The 6,000-nt window shown below is 33.0% G+C and carries 6 protein-coding genes; 3 read left to right on the top strand and 3 right to left on the bottom strand.

Translation table 11 applies throughout. From position 1 onward, the window contains the following. Positions 1–779 precede the first annotated feature (779 nt). The 3 genes from NEOC65_RS06045 to NEOC65_RS06035 all read left to right on the top strand — a co-directional run bounded on the left by NEOC65_RS06045 (position 780) and on the right by NEOC65_RS06035 (position 2,741). Positions 780–1,208 (top strand): hypothetical protein, encoded by a 429-nt coding sequence (locus NEOC65_RS06045; protein ID WP_213156038.1) that lies wholly within the window; start codon positions 780–782, stop codon positions 1,206–1,208. A 101-nt stretch (positions 1,209–1,309) separates the two neighbouring features. Then, complete coding sequence (locus NEOC65_RS06040; RefSeq protein WP_213156037.1) at positions 1,310–1,492, top strand: hypothetical protein; 183 nt, start codon at positions 1,310–1,312, stop codon at positions 1,490–1,492. Between the two features lie 454 nt (positions 1,493–1,946). Then, on the top strand, positions 1,947–2,741 hold the full coding sequence (locus tag NEOC65_RS06035) for a hypothetical protein (RefSeq protein WP_213156036.1): 795 nt from the start codon (positions 1,947–1,949) through the stop codon (positions 2,739–2,741). 489 nt (positions 2,742–3,230) lie between these two features. On the opposite strand, the gene NEOC65_RS06030 is transcribed toward NEOC65_RS06035, so the two are convergent. The 3 genes from NEOC65_RS06030 to NEOC65_RS06020 form a co-directional block, all read right to left on the bottom strand. Then, complete coding sequence (locus NEOC65_RS06030) at positions 3,231–3,764, bottom strand: hypothetical protein (RefSeq protein ID WP_213156035.1); 534 nt, start codon at positions 3,762–3,764, stop codon at positions 3,231–3,233. Between the two features lie 455 nt (positions 3,765–4,219). Beyond that, the gene (locus tag NEOC65_RS06025) at positions 4,220–4,531 is read right to left on the bottom strand and encodes a hypothetical protein (protein ID WP_213156034.1); all 312 of its coding nucleotides are present in this window, start codon (positions 4,529–4,531) and stop codon (positions 4,220–4,222) included. 619 nt (positions 4,532–5,150) lie between these two features. Further along, positions 5,151–5,765, bottom strand: coding sequence for a DedA family protein (locus NEOC65_RS06020; RefSeq protein WP_213156033.1), 615 nt, complete (start codon positions 5,763–5,765; stop codon positions 5,151–5,153). Positions 5,766–6,000: the final 235 nt, after the last annotated feature.

Below are 6,000 nucleotides of genomic sequence, written 5' to 3'. Positions count from 1 at the left end.
ACCTAACAACTACGAGTGAAAATTGGATTTATCTATCGATGATTAGACTGATGTTAAGGCGAATTGATAAGTTAAAAGAGGGGTTTTAAGATAACCTCTTAGAACTGATTTAAAAAAAGATAAAATCCCCGGATTTTCAGCCGGTTATACAACATAACATATATTATCAGACGTTATATTTATGAAGATTTTCTTGTTACGTAGCTAGCTTCCGTTAGCTAACTAAATGAAGGACCTTTTTTCCTTTCCATTAATACCCCAAAGTAATAAAAATGATGCTTAAAGCTATTATAAATAAATAACAAGAGCCTCCCTATTAAAATAATCTAAGCAAATCTGCTCTTTCATTTGCCCTAGTTTATCGACATGAAAAGTCAATTGTAGCGTTTTTACCTTTCTTTTTATATGGCTTCGACTCACTTTTGCATAGTTTCCTCTTGAGCGGGATCAATTGGGCTAGTAATGCTATTTAAATAGCTAATAACCCATAAAGCAACACCTTTTCTTTTATATTTCAAAATCTCATAAATTTCCTGTGTTCTTGCCTCCTATGCTGAGTCGGCTTAATATTTTCTAAATGGATGCTTTTAAAGTGATACACATCAGGCCCTATTATTAACTCATCTAAAATTGTTGCTTGTACAATTTAACTGGCTCAATGGTGGTATGATCCTTAAAGAGCACGCAGCAGTGATACTCATTGTATTTAAAACAGGTCTAAATTATGTCTAATTAATAGAGCTTAATGATTAATTAATAAAAACAGCTAGGAGGCAAAAATGGGAGTTGACGTATTAAAAGGAGAAGTTCTTTATAAAATTGTTGCTCCTTCTCTTGAAGAAGAGATGGTAAAACAGAAAGCAACCTCCTTAGGAATTTCAGAGCTTAAAACTTTAGAGGAAAAAAATTTATTAATTAATAGCTTAGTCCAGGAGATTCAATCTAAAATCCTAGATTACATTAATAAAGAAGAAGTTTTTAGCAAAAACAAATATTTTAAACATTATAAATCTTCTTCCCTTTACAAGTGGTCAATGCTAGAGCAAGCTGAGAAAGCAGTGGAGGCAATTTATCCTTATGCTTCTGATGAAAATTTGGCTCTATCTGAAAAATCTTCTAAGCAACCAGCAGATAAGCCGTTAGCGATTAATTGCTTGCTCCTACTGTGCCGCGCGGTAGCGATGACTATATTGAGAGAGAGGAAATGATATTTTTCTATAAATTTATATAGGCTGTTTCCAAAATTAGTTGTTAAAAAACTAAAGGCTATTTTTAGGTTTAATAATAATAAAAGGATAAGCAGCCCGAGATGCAAAAAATTTTATATAAAAGAAACTGTAAGCTCCCTACAAACTGCATCTACCATTTTTGCCAGGAAATCTACAATCTTTGCCTTCCTGATAAAGAGTTTTTGGGTCGAATATACTGCACTCCTCTATCTTTTGATAGATGTAGGCAGCTAACCTACATACAGCTCACCTCTCATGATTAGATTAATGTACTCCTTTAACCTTCGCAGGTTCTTTCTTAAGCTGCATGACTTATGTAGACAAAGCACAGTAGCCTGCGTCCTTATTCTCAGATAATAAGTGAAGAAAAGAATACTTGATTTGTCGCCATGCTTCTCCCCTCTTTTTTTGCATCGCATAGTTTTTCCTTAATAGTTTATCACTAAACTTCCACCTAAAAATTTCTCCTTTATCTATTTATAAATTTAAGAAGAAGAATAGCGTGTAGGTGTTTTATGCTCTCCTCGTTTGCCTAAGCTCTTAGCATCTGCTTTGATTGATTCTTCACTTTTCCGTGTGCAATCTCCAGAAATTAAAGGGATTACAAAGATCAAAAAAAACTTGTTTTTAAATTTTTTTTGATAAAAATCTTAATAAAAATATTTTCTTTTAAATAAATTTCTCTTATGACAAGTTTAGGATATCTTTGGAGAGAACATGAAATCTTTCGTACGCACTATGCAATACTTTATAAGAGAAAGCAAAAAGCGCAATCCCCTACTTTTCTATCTAGCAATTCTTAATTTTGCTTTAGCAATTTTCTTATTAAGCTTAATCCCCTTAGGTTCCCCTGTAGCATCTGAGACCATCTCTTGGATAAAGCCTATTAAGTTTGCTTTTTCTTTTGGAATTTATCTGCTGACGCTTGGATGGATTTTAGTATACTTGAAAATTTCTATAAAAATGTTTTCAGCTATAAGCCGGCTAACAGCTCTGCTTATATTTATGGAAATGCTTGTGATTGTTCTGCAGAGTATACAAGGAAAAATTTATCATTTTAGCATAGAGCAACCCTTAACACTTGCTATCTGCTATGGTATGTGCTTATACCTATTTTCTCATCTATTAATTGTAGCTAACACTATTATTGCGAGTTATATTTTATATTTATTTTTTCGCCCCACTACCCTTTGCTCCCCTGCTTATTTATGGGGGATTCGCTTAGGTTTAGTGATATTTCTTTTAAGCTGTTTAGAAGGCGGTTTTATCGCTTTTCAGGATATGTACTTGAGGCAGGGGCAAGTACTAAGCGGGTGGGGCTTACCCTTAGCAGATTATACTTCTCGAGGTTATCTAATATCCTCACATTTTTTTGGCCTTCATGCTCTGCAAGCTTTACCTATTATAGGCTATACACTAAGAAATAGATCACATAGCCAACGGCTAGTATTCTCTACAGGAATTATCTATTTTATTATTTTTGGTTACCTTTTTGGCAAAGCCATTTATTAAATTTAATGGAGAAGCCGTAAAAATCTTTGCTCAAATATCTTCTTTATAGTGCTTGCTTATTCTACTTTTTTGATTGCACTTCTATCGTAAAAAACTTATCCACAAGCGAACTAGCCTAAAACCTTTGTTCTTAAGTTTAATTTATAAAACTTTCTTTTTTTAATATTATATTTGTAAAAGGCAAGGCAATTTTTTTCCATCCCTGGCTTATAGGCTAGTTAGAAGGCGCTTCTGAGCTACTCCTTATACAGTCCCCTACTCTATAAATCTCTTTTGTTAAGCAAAGAAAGATAGCTTTTAGAGGGATGGGTAGAAAGACTAAGTTTTTTAAAGCGTAGAATTGCTTGCTTAGCTTTTAATTGGAAGGAAAATCGTATGAATAGCATATACGAGAGGGAATAACGCGTAGGATGATAAAATTTTAACTTTAGAGGAAAGAAATTTCTGGCAGGCTTTTAGATACAAAAGCCTGCCACTTAGAGAAGACTCTTACTTTTTCATTCTTCTTTTAGCTTTTTTCTCAGCTTTTGCTGCTCTCTTTTCAGCTTTTTTTAAATGCTTTTTTGCACGATGAGATTCTTTTTTAGCCTTTCTTGCGCCTTTATTCACTTTATCATTGACTTTATCAGCAATATTTCTGGTTTTATCACTGACTTTATCCTTGATATCTTCATATTTATCTTGAATCTTAGCGCCAATCTTTTTTGCTTTATCTCTTATTCTGTCAGTGGTGTCTTTAGTTTTATCTTTAATATCTTCGTATTTATCTCGGGCTGTATCACCACAATCTTTGGATTTATCTCTTATCTTTTCCTTGATATCTTCATATTCATCATGGGCTTTATCACCAAAATCTTTGGATTTATCTCTTACCTTTTCCTTGCTATCTTCGTATTTATCTTGGATTTTATCTAGAGTATTATCTAGCTTTTCTCCTGGAGTAGTAGCACAAAAAGCACTTGCTGATAGAGATGTCAAGCAAATAACTCCTAAAATTTTAAGGGCAAAATTTAGTTTTTTCATAAAGACCTCCGTTAACAAGTTTAGTTCAAATTATACTAAGCAGTTAGAAGTTGTTGAATGGTAAAATTACCTTCACCAAAGATTTACCAATTTAACAAATTAGCATTATTAAAGCTAGTCGGCAATCCAAATAAAATAATTGTTAATATCATCCCATGTAAGTTTTAATTTTAAAGCAATAAATTTCACTCTTGACTCAATAAATCAGATTTCATCCATTAATACTTAAGTTTTCGCGATTTAAATTTTTGAGATGTATTTAGTAAATTCTCTGGTAATATAAAGGTTAGCAATCTAAATTAAATTGCTCTCCTTTTACGAAGGTCCGACCAATGGGTAAACTGATTAGCCAGGGAGAGTATTCTATAAAGGAGAGAAAAAATAATGAACTCTATAAATATGAATTAGGTGCAAGCTTTCAAAGAATAAAGCTTGCCTAGTTATAATCATGATCCTTAAGTTCTTGCATTATTTACCTCTTTCTGGCGGTTATCTTGAGTTTTTACTGCCTTACTTCTAGCTTTTTCCTTGGTATCCTTAATTTTATTTTTTATGTTTGCTTTAGCTTTATCCAATTTTTCTCTCCCCTTTTCTACCGCACCGTTATATTTATCTTTACCCATGTTTTTAAATTTTTTATATTTAAATTTTTCTTTGTCTAAAGCATCATTTAACTTCTTTCCTGGAGTAGCACAAAAACCGCTTGCTGATAGAAATGTAAAGCAGACAACACCTAAAGCTGTAAAAATTAAATTTAATTTTTTCATAAGGCCTCCTTTAATACATTTATTTCAAGATATCATCCATAACTTTAAAATTATTTACTGTTTGCCCTAATTTAAGCCTACAGTCGAGCCCTTAATATAATAAACTTTCAAAAACAGATCCAAACAATCTTAAAAACACACAATTATTGCCAACGAGGGTATACTTTTCAAAAAAATCGTAAGCCATCACTGGGTATGCCCGGCTTTAAACGCGATTCTGCGGGCATCTGCACTGTCAAAAATGCTCGCAAATAACTGTTTTTTCTATTTACTGCCTTTTTGATTTATATTAAGATCTTAGCATTAACGACTTAAGTAAAGCTCCCCCGTTGCCGCTTACAAAAAATCTAAATTTTAATAGCTATAGGGAGAGTTAATATAAATAGGTAGCGACTGCTGGCAATAAAGTATGAGTCTTGGGAAGAAGCAGAAATTTTAAACGGATTTTATAGAAATAAATATTTAGAAAAATAGCCAAGCACTTTTTTTTGCCCCGCTATTTCCTGAATGTCGCTTCCTAGAGAAATTATATTCTAGATAACAATGGCTCTCTAAAAAAATTATGACAAATACTTTTAAGCAAAAGCTTGTATTCTATTGTAGATACCGAGCTAAAAAATCATTGAGTCACTGTTTTGCTCTTATCGTAACGCTTACTTAGCCATATAATTAGTAGAATAGATATTCCTGCTATAATCAATTCCAAGGGATGTTCATCTAAGAAACAGAGAATACAAGACCAGTATGGGCCGAAAAAATAACCAATCGAAAGAAAAACTGTAGCCCATAAAAAAGCTCCGCTATAAGCAAAAAGAGCAAAGCTTGTATAAGTGAGTTCTGTCATCCCTGCGAGAACGCCAGTAAGATGCCTCACTCCCGGGATAAAATATCCAAATGTAAGAGTCCATTTCCCAAGATATTCATACCAATCATGCGCTTTTTTTAGACGCGCTTCATTGATACCGATCCACTTACCATACTTTTTAATAATGAAATGGCCTGCTGTTTTACCTAACATATAGCTTAAGGTAATGCCACACATAGAGCCTAGATACGCTGCCATGAGGGTAGGAATTGTATATAAATGCCCTTGATGAATCATAACTCCTGAGATAACCATAAGCGTTTCATCAGGAATCGGAAGAGCAACAATTCCAAGGGCTAGCAAGAAGAAAAGAGCCATGCTTCCATATTGTAATAGCCATAGAGAAAAGGTATCGTTTAAATATTCCATAAGTTTGCAATGGTAGTGTGTATTGTATGTGGGATACCAGCTTAGCTAAAATTAACTTTTTTACCAAAGTGTAATGCTAAATTGACCTATAAAAAGCAAAATTACGGCCTCATGGGGAGAAAAACAAATATTTTTTCCTTCTTTATATATAAGTAGAGGCTGTAAAACTTAACTTTTAAGCAATCTTAAAGAGTGAAGAGACAAATATCTTGCTTTCTTTATTATAAGTAGCTTA

The organism is Neochlamydia sp. AcF65, assembly GCF_018342435.1.
Classification (GTDB): Bacteria; Chlamydiota; Chlamydiia; order Chlamydiales; family Parachlamydiaceae; genus Neochlamydia.
This window is presented reverse-complemented; position numbering and strand designations above follow the sequence as displayed.